17 protein-coding genes are annotated in these 19,413 nt (G+C 60.4%); 6 read left to right on the top strand and 11 right to left on the bottom strand.

Annotation, left to right across the window (positions count from 1 at the left end; all coding sequences use genetic code 11):
* The first annotated feature begins 3 nt into the window (after nt 1-3).
* From JN524_RS07885 to lpxC, 4 genes are all read left to right on the top strand, one after another.
* Entirely contained in the window at nt 4-870 is an 867-nt protein-coding gene (locus tag JN524_RS07885) for a cell division protein FtsQ/DivIB (RefSeq protein WP_007961636.1), read from the top strand.
* A gap of 15 nt (nt 871-885) precedes the next feature.
* The gene (ftsA, locus tag JN524_RS07880; RefSeq protein ID WP_003228014.1) at nt 886-2,145 is read left to right on the top strand and encodes a cell division protein FtsA; all 1,260 of its coding nucleotides are present in this window, start codon (nt 886-888) and stop codon (nt 2,143-2,145) included.
* 68 nt (nt 2,146-2,213) lie between these two features.
* Entirely contained in the window at nt 2,214-3,410 is a 1,197-nt protein-coding gene (ftsZ, locus tag JN524_RS07875) for a cell division protein FtsZ (RefSeq protein WP_007961637.1), read from the top strand.
* A gap of 112 nt (nt 3,411-3,522) precedes the next feature.
* Entirely contained in the window at nt 3,523-4,434 is a 912-nt protein-coding gene (gene lpxC, locus JN524_RS07870; RefSeq protein ID WP_007961638.1) for a UDP-3-O-acyl-N-acetylglucosamine deacetylase, read from the top strand.
* Nucleotides 4,435-4,583: 149 nt separating this feature from the next.
* Here the strand turns inward: lpxC and JN524_RS07865 are convergent, their stop codons facing one another.
* The 7 genes from JN524_RS07865 to JN524_RS07835 all read right to left on the bottom strand — a co-directional run bounded on the left by JN524_RS07865 (nt 4,584) and on the right by JN524_RS07835 (nt 14,532).
* Complete coding sequence (locus JN524_RS07865; protein WP_202369012.1) at nt 4,584-6,089, bottom strand: sensor domain-containing diguanylate cyclase; 1,506 nt, start codon at nt 6,087-6,089, stop codon at nt 4,584-4,586.
* 221 nt (nt 6,090-6,310) lie between these two features.
* Nucleotides 6,311-7,627, bottom strand: coding sequence for an OprD family outer membrane porin (locus tag JN524_RS07860; protein ID WP_202369011.1), 1,317 nt, complete (start codon nt 7,625-7,627; stop codon nt 6,311-6,313).
* Between the two features lie 197 nt (nt 7,628-7,824).
* Entirely contained in the window at nt 7,825-8,046 is a 222-nt protein-coding gene (locus JN524_RS07855; protein WP_202369010.1) for a hypothetical protein, read from the bottom strand.
* 191 nt (nt 8,047-8,237) lie between these two features.
* Entirely contained in the window at nt 8,238-9,602 is a 1,365-nt protein-coding gene (locus JN524_RS07850) for a heavy metal sensor histidine kinase (protein ID WP_202369009.1), read from the bottom strand.
* Nucleotides 9,592-10,269 (bottom strand): heavy metal response regulator transcription factor, encoded by a 678-nt coding sequence (locus JN524_RS07845; protein WP_007916978.1) that lies wholly within the window; start codon nt 10,267-10,269, stop codon nt 9,592-9,594. Before JN524_RS07845 ends, JN524_RS07850 begins: the two co-directional genes overlap by 11 nt.
* Before the next feature lie 7 nt (nt 10,270-10,276).
* Complete coding sequence (locus JN524_RS07840; RefSeq protein WP_202369008.1) at nt 10,277-13,378, bottom strand: multidrug efflux RND transporter permease subunit; 3,102 nt, start codon at nt 13,376-13,378, stop codon at nt 10,277-10,279.
* Nucleotides 13,375-14,532, bottom strand: a complete 1,158-nt coding sequence (locus JN524_RS07835; protein ID WP_202369007.1) for an efflux RND transporter periplasmic adaptor subunit — start codon at nt 14,530-14,532, stop codon at nt 13,375-13,377. Before JN524_RS07835 ends, JN524_RS07840 begins: the two co-directional genes overlap by 4 nt.
* Nucleotides 14,533-15,513: 981 nt before the next feature.
* Here JN524_RS07835 and JN524_RS07830 point away from each other — a divergent pair.
* Together JN524_RS07830 and JN524_RS07825 are read left to right on the top strand one after the other, a co-directional pair.
* Entirely contained in the window at nt 15,514-15,876 is a 363-nt protein-coding gene (locus tag JN524_RS07830; protein WP_086791645.1) for a DUF6124 family protein, read from the top strand.
* A 311-nt stretch (nt 15,877-16,187) separates the two neighbouring features.
* Entirely contained in the window at nt 16,188-16,427 is a 240-nt protein-coding gene (locus tag JN524_RS07825; RefSeq protein ID WP_041071739.1) for a hypothetical protein, read from the top strand.
* A 187-nt stretch (nt 16,428-16,614) separates the two neighbouring features.
* Here the strand turns inward: JN524_RS07825 and JN524_RS07820 are convergent, their stop codons facing one another.
* The 4 genes from JN524_RS07820 to JN524_RS07805 all read right to left on the bottom strand — a co-directional run bounded on the left by JN524_RS07820 (nt 16,615) and on the right by JN524_RS07805 (nt 19,322).
* Nucleotides 16,615-17,364 (bottom strand): YkgJ family cysteine cluster protein, encoded by a 750-nt coding sequence (locus JN524_RS07820; RefSeq protein WP_202369006.1) that lies wholly within the window; start codon nt 17,362-17,364, stop codon nt 16,615-16,617.
* A gap of 86 nt (nt 17,365-17,450) precedes the next feature.
* Nucleotides 17,451-17,774, bottom strand: coding sequence for a hypothetical protein (locus JN524_RS07815; protein ID WP_202369005.1), 324 nt, complete (start codon nt 17,772-17,774; stop codon nt 17,451-17,453).
* 159 nt (nt 17,775-17,933) lie between these two features.
* Entirely contained in the window at nt 17,934-18,392 is a 459-nt protein-coding gene (locus JN524_RS07810) for a GNAT family N-acetyltransferase (RefSeq protein WP_202369004.1), read from the bottom strand.
* Nucleotides 18,393-18,419: 27 nt separating this feature from the next.
* Nucleotides 18,420-19,322 (bottom strand): chemotaxis protein CheV, encoded by a 903-nt coding sequence (locus JN524_RS07805; protein WP_007968390.1) that lies wholly within the window; start codon nt 19,320-19,322, stop codon nt 18,420-18,422.
* Between the last annotated feature and the right edge of the window lie 91 nt (nt 19,323-19,413).

Genomic DNA, 19,413 nt, shown 5'->3' with positions numbered 1-19,413 from the left:
ACCATGCAAGGCGCTCATCTCAGACATCAGCCACCCGCACCCGGCCGCAAGCCGGTGCCGCGGGGTGCCAGCCGAATGGTGGCCAAAGAGCCGATGTCCGCGCGCCTGCCGAAAGCCAATTTCGGCTTTCTGAAAAGCCTGTTCTGGCCGGTGCTGCTGGTGGCGCTCGGGTTCGGTACCTACGAAGGCGCGCAGCGTTTGCTGCCGTACGCCGACCGGCCGATCACCAAGATCGCCGTGCAGGGCGACCTGAGCTACATCAGTCAGCAAGCGGTGCAGCAGCGAATCGCCCCGTACGTGGCGTCGAGCTTCTTCACCATTGATCTGGCCAGTATGCGTACCGAGCTTGAGCAGATGCCATGGATCGCCCACGCCGAAGTACGCCGGGTGTGGCCGGATCAGGTGGTGATCCGCCTCGAAGAGCAACTGCCCGTGGCCCGTTGGGGCGACGAGTCGCTGCTCAACAACCAGGGTCAGGCCTTCACGCCAAAGGAGTTGGCGAACTACGAACACCTGCCACAGCTGTTCGGCCCACAACGGGCCCAGCAGCAAGTGATGCAGCAGTATCAGGTGCTGAGCCAGATGCTCCGGCCGCTGGGCTTCTCGATCGCGCGCCTGGAACTGCGTGAACGTGGCAGCTGGTTCCTGACCACTGGTGCCGGCAGCTCCGGCCCCGGCATCGAGTTGCTGCTGGGACGCGGCAACCTGGTGGAAAAGATGCGCCGCTTCATTGCCATCTATGACAAGACGCTTAAAGACCAGATTACGAACATTGCGCGCATCGATCTGCGCTACGCCAACGGCCTCGCTGTTGGCTGGCGGGAACCAGTAGCGCCGACGACAGCCCAACCCGCTGTCGCAAAGAATTAAGAAGAGGCAGGACCCATGGCAAACGTGCAAAGCGGCAAAATGATCGTCGGTCTGGATATCGGCACCTCCAAGGTGGTGGCGCTGGTAGGCGAGGTCGCAGACGACGGCACGCTGGAAATCGTCGGTATCGGTACTCACCCGTCCCGCGGCCTGAAGAAGGGCGTGGTGGTGAACATCGAGTCCACCGTGCAATCGATCCAGCGCGCGATCGAAGAAGCCCAACTGATGGCGGGCTGCCGCATTCACTCGGCTTTCGTCGGCGTGGCCGGCAATCACATCCGCAGCCTGAACTCCCACGGCATCGTGGCGATTCGTGATCGTGAAGTGAGCTCGGCTGACCTGGAGCGCGTACTCGACGCCGCCCAGGCCGTGGCGATCCCGGCTGACCAGCGCGTGCTGCACACCCTGCCGCAGGATTACGTGATCGATAACCAGGAAGGCGTCCGCGAGCCTCTGGGCATGTCCGGCGTCCGTCTGGAAGCCAAGGTTCACGTGGTCACTTGCGCCGTCAATGCTGCCCAGAACATTGAAAAATGCGTGCGTCGCTGCGGTCTGGAAATCGACGACATCATTCTCGAGCAACTGGCCTCGGCCTACTCGGTACTGACCGACGACGAAAAAGAGCTGGGCGTGTGCCTGGTCGACATCGGCGGCGGCACCACCGACATCGCGATCTTCACCGAAGGCGCGATCCGCCACACCGCGGTGATCCCGATTGCCGGTGATCAGGTGACCAACGACATCGCCATGGCGTTGCGCACCCCGACCCAGTATGCCGAAGAGATCAAGATCCGCTACGCCTGCGCCCTGGCCAAACTGGCCGGTGCCGGCGAAACCATCAAGGTGCCGAGCGTTGGCGACCGTCCACCGCGCGAACTGTCGCGTCAGGCCCTGGCCGAAGTGGTCGAGCCGCGTTACGACGAACTGTTCACCCTGATCCAGGCCGAGCTGCGTCGCAGCGGCTACGAAGACCTGATCCCGGCGGGCATCGTCCTGACCGGCGGTACGTCGAAGATGGAAGGTGCCACCGAACTGGCTGAAGAAATCTTCCACATGCCGGTGCGCCTGGGCGTGCCGCATGGCGTGAAGGGCCTGGATGACGTGGTGCGCAACCCGATTTATTCCACTGGCGTTGGCTTGTTGATGTACGGCCTGCAAAAGCAGTCCGACGGGATCTCGTTCTCGGGCATCGGCAGCCGCGACAGCTACAGCAACGATGAGCCACAGGCGCCGTTGCTGGACCGATTGAAGAAGTGGGTTCAAGGCAACTTCTAACGCTTTACCGCAACACCGCTACAAAAATGCAGTAGGCGAAAAAACTAGAGAATGTAAGGAGAGGGAAAATGTTCGAACTCGTAGACAACATCCCCGCAAGCCCGGTAATCAAAGTTATCGGTGTTGGCGGTGGCGGCGGCAACGCTGTCAACCACATGGTCAAGAGCAACATCGAAGGCGTCGAATTCATCTGCGCCAACACTGATGCTCAAGCGCTGAAAAACATCGGCGCGCGCACCATCCTGCAACTGGGCACCGGCGTGACCAAAGGTCTCGGCGCTGGCGCCAACCCTGAAGTAGGTCGTCAGGCCGCTCTCGAAGACCGTGAGCGTATTGCCGAAGTCCTGCAGGGCACCAACATGGTGTTCATCACCACTGGCATGGGCGGCGGTACCGGTACCGGTGCTGCACCGATCATCGCCGAAGTGGCCAAGGAAATGGGCATCCTGACTGTTGCGGTCGTGACCCGTCCGTTCCCGTTCGAAGGCCGCAAGCGTATGCAGATCGCCGACGAAGGCATCCGCATGCTCTCCGAAAGCGTCGACTCGTTGATCACCATCCCTAACGAGAAGCTGCTGACCATCCTCGGTAAAGACGCAAGCCTCTTGTCGGCTTTCGCCAAGGCTGACGACGTACTGGCCGGTGCCGTTCGCGGTATCTCCGACATCATCAAGCGTCCGGGCATGATCAACGTCGACTTCGCCGACGTGCGTACCGTGATGAGCGAAATGGGCATGGCGATGATGGGCACTGGCTGCGCCAGCGGTCCGAACCGTGCACGTGAAGCGACCGAAGCGGCCATCCGCAACCCGCTGCTGGAAGACGTGAACCTGCAAGGCGCACGCGGCATCCTGGTGAACATCACCGCCGGTCCTGACCTGTCCCTGGGTGAGTACTCCGACGTGGGTAGCATCATCGAAGCCTTCGCTTCCGAGCACGCAATGGTCAAGGTCGGTACTGTTATCGATCCGGACATGCGCGACGAACTGCACGTCACCGTGGTTGCCACCGGTCTGGGCGCGAAAATCGAGAAGCCTGTGAAGGTCATCGACAACACCGTTCACACCTCCATGGCTGCCGCTCAGGTTCAACAACCGGCTCCTGCGCGTCAGGAAGCTCCGGCGGTGAACTACCGTGACCTTGACCGTCCGACCGTCATGCGCAACCAGGCTCAGGCCGGTGCTGCGACTGCCGCGAAGATGAACCCGCAGGACGATCTGGATTACCTGGACATCCCGGCATTCCTGCGTCGTCAGGCCGATTGATGGAATGTATCAGGGCTATGACGGTGATTGGTGTTCAGCAAAGGCTCGGTCTGCTATTATCGCCAGCCTTTGTTGATACCAGTTCGCAATTTGCGCTGAAGCGGCCCAAGCCATGATTAAACAACGCACACTGAAAAATATTATCCGTGCCACAGGTGTAGGCCTGCATTCCGGGGAGAAGGTCTACCTGACCCTCAAGCCTGCGCCTGTCGACACTGGCATTGTGTTTTGTCGCGCTGACCTCGACCCTGTGGTGCAGATTCCTGCCCGCGCGGAAAACGTCGGTGAAACCACTATGTCGACGACGCTGATCAACGGCGACGTCAAAGTGGACACGGTAGAGCACTTGCTCTCGGCCATGGCTGGCCTGGGCATCGATAACGCCTACGTCGAGCTCTCCGCGTCCGAAGTCCCGATCATGGATGGCAGCGCTGGACCGTTCGTATTCCTGATTCAATCGGCTGGCCTGGAAGAGCAGGACGCCGCCAAGAAATTCATCCGCATCCTGCGTGAAGTGACAGTGGAAGACGGCGACAAGCGCGCCACTTTCGTCCCTTTCGAAGGGTTCAAGGTGAGCTTCGAGATCGATTTCGATCACCCGGTTTTCCGGGACCGCACCCAAAGTGCAAGCGTGGATTTTTCCAGCACTTCGTTCGTAAAAGAAGTCAGCCGCGCCCGTACTTTCGGTTTCATGAGTGACATCGAGTACCTGCGCAAGCACAACCTCGCACTCGGCGGCAGCGTTGAAAACGCGATCGTGGTGGATTCCGATGGTGTACTGAACGAAGACGGCCTTCGCTACGAAGACGAATTCGTGAAGCACAAGATCCTCGATGCGATTGGCGACCTGTACCTGCTGGGTAACAGCCTGATTGGTGAGTTCAAAGGCTTCAAGTCCGGTCATGCACTGAACAACCAGCTGCTGCGCAAGTTGATTGAGCAGACAGATGCGTGGGAAGTCGTGACGTTCGAAGACGCCAGCACTGCACCGATCTCTTACATGCGCCCGGTTGCGGCGGTGTAAGTAAAAAACCTCTCTAGTTTTTTGAAGGCCATCCCCGGATGGCCTTTTTTTATGCCTTTATTCAAAGCAAAAGATCACAGCCTTCGGCAGTTCCTACAGGGAAAGTTAGTCCAACTGTAGGAGCTGCCGAAGGCTGCGATCTTTTGATCTTACGAACTGACTACGCGATTGCGACCGCTCTCCTTGGCCTGATACAGCGCCTTGTCCGCCGCAAGCAGCAGTTGCTCCAACGACATCTCGACTGCAGTCGTCCAGGTGCTGATACCGATACTGACGGTCATCGCCACGTCCGCGCCCTGGACCCTCGGCATCTGTTCGACCGCCTGGCGGATATGCTCGGCAATCTGCCGTGCGCCGCTGCTGTCGGTTTCGGCGAGGATCACCGAGAACTCTTCGCCACCGTAACGAGCGACCAGATCCCCTGGTCGTCGCACGTTCGCCGTGATCACCTTCGCCAGCTCACGCAGCGCCTGATCACCCGCCTGATGCCCATGCCGGTCGTTGAAGGCCTTGAAGTGGTCGGCGTCGATCATCATCACCGACAGCGGCTTGCCCGAACGCTGGGCGCGGAACCATTCGTGGCGCAGCGACTGATCGAGCATCCGCCGGTTGGCCACGCCGGTCAGCGCATCGGTGGCGGCCAGTTGCGCCAGTTCACGTTCGGCGCGCTGGCGCAAACGCAGTTCGCGGGCAAGTAGCCAGGTCAGCCACAGCAGCCCGGCGCACAGCACGCCGGTGGCGCCGCTGATCAACAGCGCGGTGCGGCGCCAGGTGCCAAACACCTCATCACTGGAGAGCGCGACCATCACCGTCAACGGCAGATTGCCGACTCGCGAATAGGTGTAGAGCCGTTGCTGATGATCCATGCTCGAGGTGCTGGTGAAACTGCCACTGCCATCCTTGTCGCCGAGAATCCGCACCACGTTGGGCCGGTTACCGAAACTCTTGCCGATGGAGTCGCTTTGCAGATGCGGCTTTTGCGCCAGCAGCACGCCGTCGCTGTTGATGATGTTCAGGGTGCTGTCTTTGCCGATGTCGAGGCTGTTGAACAACTGATCGAAGTAGTCGAGTTTCATCGACGCCACCGCCACGCCGGCGAACTCACCGGTGTCCGAGGAGATCCGCCGGCTGAAGCTGATCCGCCATTGATTGGCTTCGTCGCAATCGCAGCGGGTTTTGAACGGGCGGCTGATGAACATGCCCATGTCGCGGTTGAAGGCATGGGCGAGGAAATAATCGCGGTCGGCGAAGTTGCCCGGTTTGGGTTCGATGCGTGATGAGTCGGCGACCACATCGCCGTGCTTGTCGAGCAGCAGGATGTCGCCCTTGAAGCGCGCGGTGGTCGAGCGGTCGAACAGTGCCAGATGGCGGATCTGCGGGGTGACGTCGCGCAAGTCGTCGCGCTGGGCGGCGGCGATCAGGCCTTGCAAGGTCAGGTCGTACAACTCGACCGTGCGCAGGACATCGGCGTCGATCAACTGGGCGATGGTGGTGGCGCTGCGGGTGGCCGCTTCCTGAGCGTTGGCGTGCTCACGAATCAGCAGAAAAGTGACGATGCACAGAATCGCGATCACGGTCAGCGAACTGCCGCAGATCAGCAGCAATTCGGGGCGTCCGGTCTTGCCCGCCAGAGGTGGGGTACGGCTCGCGATCATGATGGGGTTATCAGTTGGGGGATCTTATAAGCGTAGTTGCACAAACACTGCGGGGGATAACACTAAAACAGATCTACTGTGGAGAGGGGATTTATCTCCGATCGGCTGCGAAGCGGCCCCAAAAAAGGGTCTGCTGCGCAGCCCATCGGGGATAAATCCCCTCGCCACAAAATCTATTCCATTCAAAAAAAGGATCAGTTGTTACTGAGCTAGAGGTGATCTTAGAAGACGTTGATCGGGTAGTCGACAATCACCCGGTATTCATCGGTATCGGTATCAATCGCGCCGTAGCCGTTGCCACCTCGGTTGGTCGCCCATTGCAGGCGGACCGCGAGGTCTTTCGCCTGACCGCTCTGCACCACGTATTTCAAATCGAGGTCACGCTCCCAGTGTTTGGCGTTGCGGCCGTCGGCGCTGTACCACGAGGCATAGCCTTTGCTGTCCGGATCGACCTTGGTCAGGTCCACGGTGCCGCGCGAATAGGAAACTGCCGAAGTCAGGCCCGGCACGCCGAGTCCGGCGAAGTCATAGGCGTACTTGAGCTTCCACGAGCGCTCGTTCGGGCCGTTGAAGTCCGAATACTGTTGCGAGTTGTCGAGGTAAACGCTGTCGCCCTGGCTGATGTAGTCGAATGGCGTGTTGCCGTTCACGCGCTGGTACGCAGCGGTGACGCTGTGGCTGCCGATGCCGACAGTGAAATGCAGGCTGTAGGTGTTGTTGTCGATGTTGCCCAGCAGCGCGTCGCCGGTGTCCTGCGTGTGATAGAAGTGCAGACCCGGGTTGAGGCTGACTAGATCGTTCAACTGCCAGGCGTAATCCAGGTCGTAGTAGTACTGGTTCCAGATGTCCTTCAGCTCGGCGGCGTACAGGTTGCTGGTCAGCCCTTCGACACCGCTCCAGGACACGCCGGCCCAGTTCAGGTGTCGGCTTTCGTCGCCCTCGGCGAGTTTGCCGTAGGAAGTGCCGATTCGCTGGCGACCGCTCTGGTTGTACGGCTTGGTGAAACTGGCCTGGCCACCTTCGAACATCCAGCCGTCGAAACTGTGATTGGTCAGACTGACGCCACGGAAGGTCTGCGGCAGCATGCGCGAATCACCGCCGGCAATCACCGGGTTGGTGAGGAACAGATCACCGGCCTTCAACTCGGTATCGAACGCGCGCATTTTCAACGTGCCACCTGCGCTCGAGAACGAGCCCGGCGCTTTGCCGTTGCCATCGCTGATCGGCAGGATGCTCGAGCCATCGGTACCACCACCGCCGTCGAGCTTCAGCCCGAGCATGGCGTGGGCATCGATGCCGAAGCCGACCGTGCCTTCGGTGTAGCCCGACTGGAAAATCCCGAGAAAACCCTGGCCCCACTCGATGTTGTCGTCCGTCTGCTGCAGACGGTTGCGATTCATGTAGTAGTTGCGAGCGTTGAGGTTGAGGCTCGAACCTTCGATGAAGCCTTGATTGGCAGACTCCTCGGCTTGGGCTGTGGGGGCAATCGTTGCGGCAATTGCAATGAACAGCGGGGTGAAGCGGACTGGGTAACGCACTTGCGATGGAGCTCCTTGGGTCAACTGACACTTCAATGTCTTGAGGTGCGGGATGTTTCTTGTTTTTTACAGACGAACCAAACGGCTTTCAGACCACAACGAAAAAAGGCCGCTGAAAGACAGCGGCCTGGAAGGACGACGGTTGAACGGGAAGAGCCAAACAACCGCGTCGAGGGAAATGTTTCGCGGTGCGCGACTCAGCTGTCTTTCTCGGCCGCTTGAGCCTGGGAAGTGGCGGCTTGAGGGGCTTGCGAGGCGTCCTGCGACTTGGCCATCACTTCTGCCTGAGATTGCTCGAAGGCGTGAGCGCGAGCGGCATTCTGCGCTACGAACGACTGCGATTCTTCAGCCATCGCCATCGGCGACAGGATCAATGAGGACAAAACGAAAGCGCTGGCAATACCCATACTGTTGGACATCTTGAAAACCTTCTTGCTTGGCAAGTGCTGTTTGGTGCGGGCAAAGATAAGGTCGCCGGGCGCCGGGAAACAGCGTGATTTTCATAAATGACTGTTACAGCAAAGGCAAAGATCGCAGCCTTCGGCAGCTCCTACAGGGGAAAAGTGAACACCTGTAGGAGCTGCCGAAGGCTGCGATCTTTTGATCTGCTTCAAACCGGCAGATGGATGCCGAACGTATTCATCCCCCGATCACTTCGCACAAACACATCCCCACCATGCATCAGCGCAATCGCCTTGACGATCGCCAGCCCCAATCCATGGTTGTTGCCGCTGTTGCTGCGCGAGGCATCGACCCGGTAGAAACGTTCGAACAGACGCGGCAAGTGCTCGCTGGCAATCGGCGATCCCGGGTTGGCCACACCAATGCTGACCTGGTGGTCTTCAACCTCAATCCGCACTTCGATCACCTTGCCTGGCTCGGTGTGCTGCACGGCGTTGCTCAGCAGATTGATCAATGCCCGGCGCAGATGCGCGATCTCGATGCTCACCTGTGCATCGCCACTGACGTGGACCTGCACTTGCGCGTCTTCGAGGATGAAATCCAGGTACTCGAGCGTGGTCGCGACTTCATCAGCCAGCGAAGTTTCGGTGAGCTTGGTGGCCTTGCTGCCCTGGTCGGCGCTTGCCAGAAACAGCATGTCGTTGATGATCGAGCGCAGGCGTTCCAGCTCTTCAAGATTGGATTGCAGCACTTCGAAATAATGTTCGGCCGAGCGTCCGCGCGTCAGTGCGACCTGGGTCTGGCCGATCAGGTTGGTCAGTGGCGAGCGCAGTTCATGGGCGACGTCGGCGTTGAACGATTCCAGGCGTGAGTAGGCCTGTTCGACTCGCTCCAGCGTCGAGTTGAACGAGTCGACAAACTGCTCCAGCTCCGGCGGCAACGGTGACATCCGCAGGCGTCCGGCCCGCAGTGGCGGCGCCAGGCGCTGGGCCTCGTGGGACAGTTTGATCAACGGCTTGAGGCCGATCCGCGCCACCCAGTAACCCAGCGCCGAGGCCAGCAGCACGCCGATAATCGCCAGGCTGACCAAGGCGATCAGCAGGCTATGCTGAGTCTCGTGGAAAGTCTCGGTATCGATGCCGATCATGAAGCGCAGCGGCGGGCGTTGATCCTTGGCGGGTAACTCGGTCAGCAGCACTTTCAGCGGATAAGGATGCTCGGGCAACTGCAGGTCATGCATGCCGGTTGGGCCTTTGGCGAAGGCGCGGATTTGCGCGTCCGGCTCGCCGTACTCGTAACCGGGATCACCGCTGACCACCCAGAAACGAATGCGCTTGTCTTCCTCGCCGAGCAGCTTGAGCTTGGCGTTGATCTTCGCCCAATGCTCAGGCGTGCCATAACGATTGAGCGCCGACTCCAGCACGCTGTAACGCGCGTCCAGCTCGGCTTCCGGCAGCAGACCCAAGCCCTTGTCGACCTGCTGATACAGTGCGCCGCCGATCAACAGAAACACCAACAGCGCCACCAGCGTGAACATGCCGCTGAGGCGCAGTGCGATGGAATTACTGGACACCACGGCTCTCCAGCACATAACCCATGCCACGAATCGTGTGCAGCAGTTTCTCGTCGAACGGCCCGTCGAGTTTGGCTCGCAGGCGCTTGATCGCGACTTCGACGACATTCGCGTCGCTGTCGAAATTGATGTCCCAGACCATCTCGGCAATCGCGGTTTTCGAGAGGATTTCACCTTGCCGGCGCGCCAGAACACTGAGCAACGAGAACTCTTTCGCGGTCAGATCCAGCCGCGTGCCGGCGCGGGTGGCCTTGCGGCTGATCAGATCGATCCACAGGTCGGCGATGCTCACTTGCACCGGTTCATGGCCACCGCTGCGCCGGGTCAGCGCTTGCAGGCGAGCTACCAGTTCAAGGAAGGAAAACGGCTTGCCGAGGTAATCGTCGGCGCCGTCGCGCAGGCCCTTGATCCGATCCTCGACGCGCTCGCGGGCGGTGAGCATGATCACCGGAGTCTGCTTGCGCGCACGTAATGCGCGCAGCACGCCAAAGCCATCCAGGCCCGGCAACATCACGTCGAGAACGATCACCGCGTAGTCGCTTTCCAGCGCCAGGTGCAGGCCTTCGACGCCGTCGCGGGCCAGGTCCACGGTGTAACCCTGTTCCGTCAGACCGCGGTGCAGATAGTCCGCGGTTTTTTCCTCGTCTTCGATAATCAGAACGCGCATGACCGCCTCAGTCTGTAGTCGCCAGTGCCGTAGCGGGCATTGGTTTGGGCCTGTGGAACAGCCGCTCAAGCCACAAGTATATGACCGGAGTGGTAAACAGCGTCAGCATCTGGCTGACCAGCAAACCACCCACTACCGCAATCCCCAGCGGTTGGCGCAGCTCGGCGCCGGTGCCGTAGCCGAGCATCAGCGGCAGGGCGCCGAGCAGGGCGGCGAGGGTGGTCATGATGATCGGCCGGAACCGCGTCAGGCACGCTTCGAAAATCGCATCCTGCGGCGCCAGTCCGCGATTGCGCTGGGCTTCCAGCGCAAAGTCGATCATCAGGATGCCGTTCTTCTTGACGATGCCGATCAGCAGCACCAGCCCGATCAGCGCCATGATCGAAAAGTCCTGACCGCAGATCCACAGCATGATCACCGCACCGAGGCCCGCCGCCGGCAGGGTCGAAATGATCGTCAGCGGATGCACGAAGCTCTCGTAAAGCACGCCGAGAATGATGTACACCGCCACCAGCGCCGCCAGAATCAGCCACGGCTGACTGGCCAGCGAACTCTGGAACGCCTGCGCTGCGCCCTGGAAATTGCCGCTGATCGCGGTCGGCATGCCGATCTCGGCCTTGGCTTGATTGAGCAGGATCACCGCGTCGCCCAACGCCACGCCGGGCGCCAGGTTGAACGACAGGTTGGCGGCGGGGAACATGCCGTCATGGGCAATCGACAGCGGGCCGATGGTCGGCGCATCGAATTTGGCCAGCGCCGACAGCGGCACCATCTCGCCACTCAGCGGCGAACGCAGATAGAAATAGTTGAGGCTTTCGGCCTTGCCGCGCTGTTTAGTATCCAGTTCCAGAATCACGTTGTACTGGTTGACCTGGGTCTGGAACTCGTTGATCTGGCGCTGACCAAAGGCGTCGTACAGCGCCTCGTCCACGTCACTGGCAGTCAGGCCGAAGCGCGCGGCGGCGCTGCGGTCGATGCTGATGTGAGTGATGCTGCCGCCCAATTGCAGGTCGTTGGAAATATCGCGGAACGCCGGGTTGCTGCGCAGCTTTTCGGTCAGACGCTGGGTCCAGGTGGCGAGGGTTGCGCCGTCATTGCTCTTGAGTACGTATTGGTACTGCGCGCGGCTCGGCCCGGAGCTGAGGTTGATGTCCTGGCCGGCGCGCAGGTACAGGACGATGCCCGGAACCTTCATCAGTTGCGGACGAATGCGGTCGATGAACTGGCTGGCCGAGACGTCGCGGTCGCCGCGTTTTTTCAGAGCAATCCAGAAGCGGCCATTGGCAATGGTCTGGTTGCTGCCGGACACACCGACCGAGTGCGAGAACGCCTGAACGGCCGGATCGGCGGCAACGATTTCGGCCATCGCCAAGTGTTTTTTCACCATGTCGCCGTAGGAAATATCGGCAGCGGCTTCGGTGGTGCCGAGGACGAAACCGGTGTCCTGCACCGGGAAGAAACCTTTGGGGATAAAGATGTAACCGGCGATGGCCAAAGCGAGGGACAAACCGAACACGCCGATCATCAGTTTCTGGTGGGCGAGGGCGCGGCGCAGACCTTTTTCGTACCAGCCGAGCAGGCGTTCGCTGAAGCCCGGTTTGTCGTGGGCGTGATGCACCGGTTTGCGCATGAACAGCGCTGCCAGCGTCGGCGCGAGGGTCAACGACACCACCACCGAAATCAGAATGGTCGAGGTCGCCGTCAGGGCGAATTCCTTGAACAACCGCCCGACCACGCCGCCCATGAACAGCAGCGGAATGAACGCCGCCACCAGCGAGAAACTGATCGACACCACGGTAAAACCGATCTCGCCGGCACCTTTGACCGCCGCTTCGCGCATGCTGTCGCCGGCCTCCAGATGCCGGTGGATGTTCTCCACCACCACAATCGCATCGTCCACGACAAACCCGACCGCGACGACGATCGCCACCAGCGTCAGGTTGTTCAGGCTGAATCCCAGCAGGTACATCAGGGCGAAACTGGCGGTCAGCGATACACCTAGCACCGCCGAGACGATCATGGTCGCCGACAACTGGCGCAGGAACAGCGCCATCACCGCTACTACCAGCAGGATCGCGATCAACAGCGTGATCTCGACTTCATGCAGCGAGGCGCGGATGGTCTGGGTGCGGTCGATCAGGGTTTTCACCTGCACCGAGGCCGGGAGCATGGCTTCGAGGCCGGGCAGGGCGGCTTGAATGCGGTCGACGGTTTCGACGATGTTCGCGCCGGGCTGGCGCGAAATCACCAGGTTCACCCCCGGTTGATCACCGGCCCAGGCCTGCACGTAGGCATCTTCCGAACCGTTGACGACTTTGGCGACATCGCGCAGGTGAACCGGGGCGCCGTCCTTGTAGGAAACGATGAGTTGGCTGTAGTCCTCGGGTTTGAACAACTGGTCGTTGGTCGACAGCGTCGAGATGCTCGATTCGCCGTACAACGCACCTTTGGCGAGGTTGAGGCTGGTCTGCTGGATCGCCAGACGAATGTCGGCCAGGGTCAGGCCGATGGCCGCCAGTTTGTCGGCCGAGGCTTGCACGCGGATCGCCGGACGTTGCTGACCGGTGATGTTGATCTGGCCTACGCCGTCGATCTGACTGATCTGACGCGAGAGCAGGGTTTCCACCAGATCGCTGAGTTCAGTGCCGGGCATTTGCGTCGAGCTGACGCTGAGGATCAGCACCGGGCTGTCGGCCGGGTTGACCTTCTTCCAGGTCGGCAGGGTCGGCATGTCCTTGGGCAGCTTGCCGGCGGCGGTATTGATCGCGGCCTGGACTTCCTGAGCGGCGGTGTCGATGCTCTTGTCGAGAGTGAATTGCAGGGTCAGCAGGCTGGAGCCGAGCGCACTGCTGGAGGTCATCTGGGTCATGCCGGGGATGGCGCTGAATTGCACCTCCAGCGGCGTGGCCACGGACGAGGCCATGGTGTCGGGGCTCGCACCGGGTAACTGCGCCGAGACCTGAATTGTCGGAAATTCCGCTTCCGGCAGTGGGGCGATCGGCAGGCGCGGGAAGGCAATCACGCCGACCAGCACCAATGCGATGGTCAGCAGAATCGTCGCGACCGGGTGATCGATGCACCAGGTGGAGACGCCTTTGTGCTCCTTCATGGTTTCGGCTCCGCTTGCACCACCTGTGGCGGTTCACTCATGACCTGCACGGTCGAACCGGGTTTGAGCCGCGACTGGCCGTCGGTCACCAGCACGTCACCGGCCTTCACACCTTTGATGATGTCCTGCCCGCTGCCCTGATAAACCATCTGCACTTGCACTGCTTCGACCTTGTCGCCATTTACGCGATAGACGAAGTGTTGATCGAGACCGCGCTGTACGACGGTGGGCGGCACCACCAGCGCATTCTTATCCAGTGCCGTCTGAATTTTTACCGTCACCAGCAGGCCCGGCCAGAGCTTCTGGCTGGCATTGTCGAATTCGGCCTTGGCGCGGATGGTGCCGGTGTTGGCGTTGATCTGGTTGTCGATCAGGGTCAGGTGACCTTCGCCGAGCAGGTTGCCGGTTTCGCCGTCGGTGTCGGCACCGATGTAGGCCTTGACCTGTGCGTGCTGCGGATCGTTGATCAGGCCTTGCAGGGTGGGCAGCATTTGCTGCGGCAGCGAGAATTCCACGGCGATCGGGTCGATCTGGGTCACGGTGAACAGGCCGGCGGTGTCGGTCATGCGCAGGAAGTTGCCTTCATCGACTGTACGAATACCGACGCGGCCGGTGACCGGGGAGCGGATCTGCGTGTAGGAAAGTTGTACTTGCGCCGCGTCGATTGCGGCCTGGTTGCCTTGTGCGGTGGCTTTCAATTGGTTGACCAGTGCCTGTTGCTGGTCGTAGGTCTGTTTGGAGACGCCGTCGTCGACGCTGAGCAGTTTGTAGCGCTTGAGGTTGACCAGGGCGACTTGCAGTTGTGCCTGGCTTTCGCCCAGTTGTGCGCGGGCCTGGTCGAGACTGGCGCGGATCGAGCGGTCGTCGATGGTGGCGAGCAGGTCGCCGGCTTTGACGAGTTGGCCTTCCTTGACGAGGATTTTGATGAGGATGCCGTCGACTTGTGGGCGTACTACGACGCTGTGTAATGAGAGTACGGAGCCGATGCCGCTGGTGTAGCGGGGGACGTCTTTTTCGCTGACAGTGACGACGCGAACCGGGATGGCGGTCGGGGTGGCCAGTTTGGTCGGGGCGGGTTTCATTGCCCACCATGCGCCTGCGGCGGCCAGGGCGATCACTAGGGCTAGCAGGGCTTGGTTTTTCTTGATTCGCATGAAATGGGGCGCCAAGGGCTGGAGTTTGGGCAGGTTGGGTATTTATAAACTTGTTTGGGGGTCAGGAGGGTGACGGCTGGCTGTCAGCGCTGTCAGTTTCGCCGGGGTGTATATCCGTATCTGCGGGTGTTGCTGATTACGGTTCCGCCCTTACGGCGGGTCACTTTTTACAAACGCCTAAAAAGTAACCAAAAACGCTTGCTCCTGCGTTCGGCCCGCTCGCTGGGGCTCGGGGTCCCTTCGCTCCGGGATCGATCCGGGCGCAGCGCCTCCGGTTTGCTTCGCTGCACCTCCTCTCGCTGTGTTTGGCTGCGCCAAACGGTCGCTGCGCTCCCACCCCCGGATCAATCCCTCCACTCAGCCTTCCGACGTCGCCCGTGGATCAAGATCAAGATCAAGAGCTGCAGCCGAGCTTGCGCTCATCCCGGAGTGGGGCGGCATGCGCCGCGTGCGGGTTGTACTTATCTTCCCTGTAGGAGCTGCCGCAGGCTGCGATCTTTTGATCTTGCTTTTGCTTTTGCTCTTTTGTGGGAGCTGGCTTGCCAGCGATGGCGGCCTGACAGCCGACCAATCTCTGGCAGGTGTACTCGGTTCAACTGTGGGAGCGGGCTTGCTCGCGAAGAGGTCTGTCCAGTCAGCCGATTACGTTGAGCTGTTTAATTCTGTTCCAAATAACCAGAACCTTCCCACAAGGTTTTCAGGTTGTCCGTCGGACATGCGGTCTCTAGTCTTTGGTTGTCACCGCAAATCGGTGATCGGGTGTGAGAACCCACTAAGAGGTTTTAATCAAGCGCCAGCCGCACCATAATCGCCGCCAGCTTATTTGCTGCCGACGAGCTTCTATGGCGGCTGTGTGCGGGCGGACTTCGGTTCGGCCGGGTTGATCTCTTACCGGTTTCTCACTCCGCACATAGCTGCCACCTCTTCGTCGCGTGAGAAACGACAGAGATGGCTTTAATCAGATGATTAGAGATCAATTCAATGTCGAAACCCGTACCCGATCCTCCCGTAGAAACCACAACCCCGCTCGCCGAAGCCATCCGCGCAGAAGACCTCGCCAAAAACCGCGAAGCCATCAAACGCGCGCTCGACTTTTACCTCAGTCCGCAACCCGTCCAGCCGCGACAGCCAAGCACCATGTTTCTGGTCAACCCAGGCATCGACACCGAGACCCTGCTCGCCCACGCTTACGAATCGTTGGCCTCTGCCAGTGCCATGGCCAGCAATTTCGCCAATGAACTCGGCGGCCCGCAACGCAGCACTGCCTTGGCGATCCAGCAGATCGTCATGCTCGCCGAACTGGCGGTGAACCGGGCGCTGGATCGGGTTGATCCACGCACTTGATCCGTCCGAGCACCGCGTCATCGTTCATCGCGAGCAGGCTCGCTCCCACATAGAAGCGCACTCCACCTGTGGGAGCGAGCTTGCTCGCGAAGACGTCTGTGCGGGCGACGCACCTCTGCCGGCTATTGTTGTTAGCCGGTTCCCAAAAGGGACCGATCATTCCCAATTTGGGAAACATTGCACCATCATCTACCTCCGAACCGTTCGGCGTACGCTGCAAATCTTCAGGTGCCGAGTCCGGGCGCGCAGGTATACTGCGCGCCTTCGCGGCTCACTGTTCGGGCCCGACTTTTTTGCTTTGCGGAGCTTTTATGACTTCCCCGACCCAACCGCCGGTTGACGACGCCGTGAGCGATGTCCCGGCCGAACTGACTGACGCCAGCGAAACCAAACCCGAGATCCCGGCTTTCAAGTTCCCGTTCAAACCGGGTGAACTGGCTGCGGCCAAGGGTTCGAATCAGCCGTGGTACAAGAACGGCGCCAAGAACGGCCACACCAAGACCCCGGGCATGGCCCCGCCGGGCACCCGTCGCTCGATGGGCAAGCGCTGAACATTCGCAGAGCAGCGTGGATATTTGTGTTTGCTGGTAAGGGCGTTGTGGGGCGGCGGCAGGTTCGGGATTGAGGCTGTTCAAGCTGGCCTATCGCGAACAGGCTCACTCCTACAGAAGAGCGCGTTTCAATTGTAGGCCTGCAACTGCTCGCGATGAGGCCACTGCGATCTCTGAAAAATACGGATCAAGCCGCGCGCAGCGAAATAAACGCATACGTCTGCGCCGGCTCAGTCACCACCTGCGCCCCGGCGGCAAGCAACTGCCCGGCCACATCATCCCCTGACAAATGAAACAGCCATTCGCTGGACGCTTCATTCTGCGGCTGCGCAGAAACTTGATCGATCACTGCCGCAAAAGCGTCCATCTGCGGCAAATACGCGGTAAACCCGTCGCCCTTGAGCGCCGTGGTGCGAATCCCCAGCGCCGCGCAGATTGCATCCTTGATGCGGATGTCATCGCGATCGGCCTGGCGCGAGCGCTGGATCAGCTCCAGCAGTGCCTGATCGACCAGCTCCCCACCGACAATCAGCAGCGGCCCCTGTTGCCACGATTCTGGCGGGCAATCCTTGGCCGCCGGGTTGAGCGGGATGTGCGGATTGATTTCTGCCGGATAAATCCTGCACACCAACGGTCGGCGCTCGTAGATACGGCACAGATTTTCTTCGTCAAGATTCCGGCAGCGACCGACGTTGTAGGCGGCGAAGGTGATGGCCACGTGGGCCTCGGTCGTGCCGCTGCGTACCACCAGCGAACGCCGTTCGGCGTGTTCACGCTGCTGCGCCGGCAGGCCCAGGCCGTTGCCGAGAAAGGCCTCCACCAGCACGATCACCTGGCCGCCATCCGCCGCCCACATGCGGGCTTCGGCGAGGGTCAGGGGCACATGGTGGTCGGTGCAGCATTTGCCGCAACCGACGCAGGAAAATGTCGTATTCATTGCACGATCAATCTTCAATCAGAGTGTGAAACGGCGACGTAAAGTCGCCAGGCTGAGGCTGATCGAAGCAAGTTGTGCGCCAGCCCTCAAGGCTTGGCGGTCGGGCGGATCGAGTCCCATTCGGTGACGAACGCGGTTTTCGACTTTTTGCTGTACAGGCACAGCTCAGTGCCTTGCTGGCCTTTCATGTGTTTTTGCGGGTATTGGCCTTGCAGCAGCACGGCGGTGTAGCCGACGCGATCATCGAATTGCGCGGGTGTGCCGACCGGTTTGGCGTCTTTCAGCCCGCTGGCCTTGGTGCAACTGGCGAGTACGGATTTGTCGTACGCGGCCCAGGCGTCGGGGCTGGAGGCGTGGGCCTGGGAGGCGAGGGCGGTGAGGCAGAGCAGGCTCAGGGTGAGGGCTTTCATCGGGCGGCATCCTTGGTCTTGAGGGTCCAGAGGTTGGAGTATGCCTAAAGCGTTTTGTTGCCTGAGGCGCCGCTAAAAGATCGCAGCCTTCGGCAGCTCCTACAGGGAAATGCGTTCCTTTGTAGGAGCTGCCGAAGGCTGCGATCTTTTGACTTTTATTCAGGCTGGTACCAATTCCCGGCGGACTACAAACATCCCGGCGCTCTCATACAAACGCTGCGCCCGCAGATTGTCTTCCAGCACCTTCAGATCGACAAATCCTTCGCGCCTTTGCTGAAACACCTTGAATGCATTCAGCAGCAATGCCCGACCCAAACCTCGGCCCTGAGCACGTGGGTGCACCACCAGATTCTTGATATACGAACTGGTCCAGCATTGCGCTACGCCGACTACGCCTTCGTTATCGCGGGCGATGAAGCACAATTCAGGATCGTATTCGGGATCGCTCTCGAAGCGCTGCTGCCATTCCTCCAGTGCCGGTACGCGGCCGCCACCCTCGCGGTAGCCGAGTTGCATCAATTGATGCACGGCCGCAGCGAGTTCCGGACGATAGGTGCTCAGCTCAATGCCTTCCGGCCAGTGGATCGGCGGCACGCCTTGGCGAAGGTCGCGCCGCATCAAAAAGCAGTATGTCTGGCCCAAGACTCAGTGACCGTTGGCGGCGACGTGTTTGGCCGCTTCGATCAAACGCTGGGTCAGCTCCGGCGACGAGAACTTGGTCAGCACCGCGTTGGCCCCGGCCAGACGCGCTTTCTCGCTGTTCATCGCGCTGTCGAGCGAGGTGTGCAGCAGTACGTAGAGGTGGGCGAAGTCCGGGGTCTCGCGCAGGGTGCGGGTGAAGGCGTAGCCGTCCATTTCGGACATTTCGATGTCGGAGACGATCAGGTTGATCTGTTGCGCGGTGCCTTGCAGATCCAGCAGGCAGTCGATGGCTTCCTTGGCACTGCGCGCGGTGTGGCATTGCAGGCCGAGGTTGCGCAGGGTGTGCACCGATTGCTGCAACGCCACCTGGCTGTCGTCGACCACCAGAATCCGTGCGTTACCAAGGACTTCGGCGTCTTCCATGCTCAGGTCGGTCGGGGCCATTTCGATCTGCGCCGGGGCGATGCTGTGAATGACTTTTTCGATGTCGAGCACTTGTACCAGTGTGCCGTCCACCGAGGTCACGCCGGTGATGTAGGCACGCGAGCCGCCGGAGCCGAACGGTGGTGGCTTGATGTCGGTGGTCAGACAATGGACGATTTTGCTCACCGCCTGCACATGCAGACCCTGCTTCGAACGGCTGACGTCGGTGACGATCAGGCAGCCGCCGTTCGGGTCTTCCAGCGGTCGCTCGCCGATGGCACGGCTGAGGTCGATCACCGACAGCGACGCGCCGCGCAGGGTGGCGATGCCTTTGATGTGCGGATGCGACTCGGGCATTTTGGTCAGTGGCGGGCAGGGGATGATTTCACTGACTTTCAGCAGGTTGATCGCCATCAGCTTGCCGCTGCGCAAGGTAAACAGCAGAAGCGAAAGTGAATCTGCGCGGGCTTTGGTGGAAGACATATAAACCTTCTGTGGAAAAAGGTGATGGGCGAGGGTGCAAATCGCCAGAAACTATTGATGCCGGGTTATCGACTTGTCGGGGGCAGGCTTT

This window comes from Pseudomonas sp. MWU318 (assembly GCF_016756945.1).
GTDB classification, from domain to species: Bacteria; Pseudomonadota; Gammaproteobacteria; order Pseudomonadales; family Pseudomonadaceae; genus Aquipseudomonas; species Aquipseudomonas putida_A.
Note: the sequence above shows the minus strand (reverse complement) of the source record. Positions and strands in the feature narration are given on the sequence as shown.

Coding starts and splice junctions, on each gene's coding strand:
- JN524_RS07885 (WP_007961636.1), top strand. CDS start 4: ATGCAAGGCGCTCATCTCAGACATCAGCCACCCGCACCCGGCCGCAAG.
- ftsA (WP_003228014.1), top strand. CDS start 886: ATGGCAAACGTGCAAAGCGGCAAAATGATCGTCGGTCTGGATATCGGC.
- ftsZ (WP_007961637.1), top strand. CDS start 2,214: ATGTTCGAACTCGTAGACAACATCCCCGCAAGCCCGGTAATCAAAGTT.
- lpxC (WP_007961638.1), top strand. CDS start 3,523: ATGATTAAACAACGCACACTGAAAAATATTATCCGTGCCACAGGTGTA.
- JN524_RS07865 (WP_202369012.1), bottom strand. CDS start 6,089: ATGATCGCGAGCCGTACCCCACCTCTGGCGGGCAAGACCGGACGCCCC.
- JN524_RS07855 (WP_202369010.1), bottom strand. CDS start 8,046: ATGTCCAACAGTATGGGTATTGCCAGCGCTTTCGTTTTGTCCTCATTG.
- JN524_RS07845 (WP_007916978.1), bottom strand. CDS start 10,269: ATGCGCGTTCTGATTATCGAAGACGAGGAAAAAACCGCGGACTATCTG.
- JN524_RS07840 (WP_202369008.1), bottom strand. CDS start 13,378: ATGAAGGAGCACAAAGGCGTCTCCACCTGGTGCATCGATCACCCGGTC.
- JN524_RS07835 (WP_202369007.1), bottom strand. CDS start 14,532: ATGCGAATCAAGAAAAACCAAGCCCTGCTAGCCCTAGTGATCGCCCTG.
- JN524_RS07830 (WP_086791645.1), top strand. CDS start 15,514: ATGTCGAAACCCGTACCCGATCCTCCCGTAGAAACCACAACCCCGCTC.
- JN524_RS07825 (WP_041071739.1), top strand. CDS start 16,188: ATGACTTCCCCGACCCAACCGCCGGTTGACGACGCCGTGAGCGATGTC.
- JN524_RS07820 (WP_202369006.1), bottom strand. CDS start 17,364: ATGAATACGACATTTTCCTGCGTCGGTTGCGGCAAATGCTGCACCGAC.
- JN524_RS07815 (WP_202369005.1), bottom strand. CDS start 17,774: ATGAAAGCCCTCACCCTGAGCCTGCTCTGCCTCACCGCCCTCGCCTCC.
- JN524_RS07810 (WP_202369004.1), bottom strand. CDS start 18,392: ATGCGGCGCGACCTTCGCCAAGGCGTGCCGCCGATCCACTGGCCGGAA.
- JN524_RS07805 (WP_007968390.1), bottom strand. CDS start 19,322: ATGTCTTCCACCAAAGCCCGCGCAGATTCACTTTCGCTTCTGCTGTTT.